The sequence below is a fragment of the Pseudomonas sp. 2VD genome (assembly GCF_005503585.1).
Classification (GTDB): domain Bacteria; phylum Pseudomonadota; class Gammaproteobacteria; order Pseudomonadales; family Pseudomonadaceae; genus Pseudomonas; species Pseudomonas aeruginosa.
The window spans coordinates 1-2,663 of the sequence record NZ_SCND01000544.1; the positions used below are offsets into that span (position 1 = coordinate 1).

At 65.3% G+C, this 2,663-nt stretch carries 3 protein-coding genes and 1 pseudogene; all 4 read left to right on the top strand.

Annotation, left to right across the window (positions count from 1 at the left end):
• Positions 1–106, top strand: a 106-nt coding sequence (locus tag FFS27_RS33925) for a hypothetical protein (RefSeq protein WP_256659830.1), incomplete at its 5' end; no start/stop codon positions are given.
• Complete coding sequence (pheA, locus tag FFS27_RS31360; protein WP_003091446.1) at positions 106–1,203, top strand: prephenate dehydratase; 1,098 nt, start codon at positions 106–108, stop codon at positions 1,201–1,203. The genes FFS27_RS33925 and pheA, both read left to right, overlap by 1 nt.
• A 68-nt stretch (positions 1,204–1,271) precedes the next feature.
• A complete protein-coding gene (gene hisC / locus FFS27_RS31365; RefSeq protein WP_003091445.1) occupies positions 1,272–2,381 on the top strand; it encodes a histidinol-phosphate transaminase in 1,110 nt (369 codons plus the stop codon).
• A 26-nt stretch (positions 2,382–2,407) separates the two neighbouring features.
• Positions 2,408–2,663, top strand: a pseudogene (locus FFS27_RS31370) (prephenate dehydrogenase dimerization domain-containing protein); the annotation flags it as partial.

The window sequence follows — 2,663 nt, forward strand, 5'->3', positions numbered from 1 at the left end:
CCGCTCGGTCGGCGGCATGCGCGCTTCCATCTACAACGCCCTTGGCCTGGACGCGGTCGAGGCGCTGGTCGCATACATGGCGGAGTTCGAGAAGGAGCACGGCTGATGGCGGACCAGGACCAGCTCAAGGCCTTGCGCCTGCGCATCGACAGCCTCGACGAGAAGTTGCTCGAGCTGATCAGCGAGCGTGCCCGTTGCGCCCAGGACGTGGCGCGAGTGAAGACCCAAACCCTGGGCGAGGGCGAGGCGCCGGTGTTCTACCGTCCCGAGCGCGAAGCCTGGGTGCTCAAGCACATCATGCAATTGAACAAGGGGCCGCTGGACAACGAAGAGGTCGCGCGGCTGTTCCGCGAGATCATGTCGTCCTGCCTGGCGCTTGAGCAGCCGCTGAAAGTGGCCTATCTCGGACCCGAGGGCACCTTTACCCAGGCCGCGGCACTCAAGCATTTCGGCAACGCGGTGATCAGCACGCCGATGGCGGCGATCGACGAGGTGTTCCGCGAGGTCGCCGCCGGCGCGGTGAACTTCGGCGTGGTGCCTGTGGAAAACTCCACCGAGGGGGCGGTCAACCATACCCTCGACAGCTTCCTCGAGCACGACATGGTGATCTGCGGCGAAGTCGAGTTGCGTATCCACCATCACCTGCTGGTCGGCGAAACCACCAAGACCGACAACATCACCCGGATCTATTCCCATGCCCAATCCCTCGCGCAATGTCGCAAGTGGCTGGACTCGCACTACCCGAGCGTCGAGCGGGTGGCGGTGTCGAGCAACGCCGACGCGGCCAAGCGGGTGAAGAGCGAGTGGAATTCGGCGGCGATCGCCGGCGACATGGCGGCCAGCCTGTACGACCTGAGCAAGCTGCACGAGAAGATCGAGGACCGCCCGGACAACTCCACGCGCTTCCTGATCATCGGCAACCAGGAGGTGCCGCCGACCGGCGACGACAAAACCTCGATCATCGTTTCCATGCGCAACAAGCCGGGAGCCCTGCACGAGCTGCTGGTACCGTTCCACAACAACGGTATCGACCTGACCCGCATCGAAACCCGCCCGTCGCGCAGCGGCAAATGGACCTACGTGTTCTTCATCGATTTCGTCGGCCACCATAAAGAACCGCTGATCAAGGACGTCCTGGAGAAGATCGGCCAGGAAGCCGTCGCCCTGAAGGTCCTGGGCTCCTATCCGAAAGCGGTGCTCTGAGCGCGCTGTCATTCCGAAGAGACGGGTCATCGATGAATGCCCCGTCCCGCGTCGAGGCTGAACTATCCATGTCCGATTTCCTTGCCCTGGCCCAGCCGGGGGTGCAAAAGCTGTCGCCCTACGTCCCTGGCAAGCCGGTGGACGAACTGGCCCGCGAGCTGGGCATCGACCCTGCGGCGATCGTCAAGCTCGCCAGCAACGAGAACCCGCTGGGTGCGAGCCCGAAGGCGCTGGAGGCTATCCGCGCCGAACTTGCGGAACTGACCCGTTATCCTGACGGCAACGGTTTCGAACTCAAGCGCAAGCTGGCCGAGCGTTGCGCGGTGGATGCGGCGCAGGTGACCCTGGGCAACGGCTCCAACGACATTCTCGACCTGGTCGCCCGTGCCTACCTCGCGCCTGGTCTGAACGCCGTGTTCAGCGAACATGCCTTCGCCGTCTACCCGATCGCCACCCAGGCCGTGGGCGCCGAGGGGCGGGCGGTCAAGGCGCGCGTCTGGGGGCATGACCTGGAAGCGATGCTCGCCGCCATCGATGGGCAAACTCGCGTGGTGTTCGTCGCCAACCCGAACAACCCGACCGGGACCTGGTTCGGTGCGGACGCCCTGGAGCGGTTCCTCGCCCAGGTGCCGGCGGAGGTGCTGGTGGTGCTGGACGAGGCCTATATCGAATACGCCGAGGGCGACGAGCTGCCCGATGGCCTGGACTACCTGGCGCGCCATCCCAACCTGCTGGTCTCGCGGACTTTCTCCAAGGCCTATGGCCTGGCTTCGCTGCGGGTCGGCTACGCGCTTTCGAGCAAGGCGGTGGCCGATGTGCTCAACCGTGTGCGCCAGCCGTTCAATGTCAATAGCCTGGCCCTGGCGGCTGCCTGCGCGGCGCTGGATGACCATGACTACCTGGCGCAGAGTCGCCGCCTAAACGATTCCGGCATGGCGCAGCTGGAGGATGGCTTCCACGCGTTGGGCCTGTCCTGGATTCCCTCGAAGGGCAACTTCATCGCCGTGGATCTGGCTCGCGATGCCGGTCCGGTCTACCAGGCGCTGCTGCGCGAAGGCGTGATCGTGCGTCCGGTGGCTGGCTACGGGATGCCGACCTTCCTGCGCGTCTCCATCGGGCTGCCGGAAGAGAACGATCGTTTCCTCCAGGCGCTGGGCAAGGTGCTGGCGCATGACTGAGGTCACGCCGCTGCAACAGTCGACCCCTGTTCCGCCGGCACAAGGTGATTCTCACGCCCTCCGCGGAGACCGATGCCGACGCGCTGGCGCTGGTCGACAGCCTGTGGCGCGCGCTGGGCGCGGACGTCGAGCACATGGAGGTCGAGCATCACGACGAGGTTCTGGCGGCCACCAGCCACCTGCCTCACCTGCTGGCCTTCACCCTGGTCGACTCCCTGGCCAAGCGCAGCGAGAACCTGGAGATCTTCCGCTATGCCGCCGGCGGTTTCCGTGATTTCACAC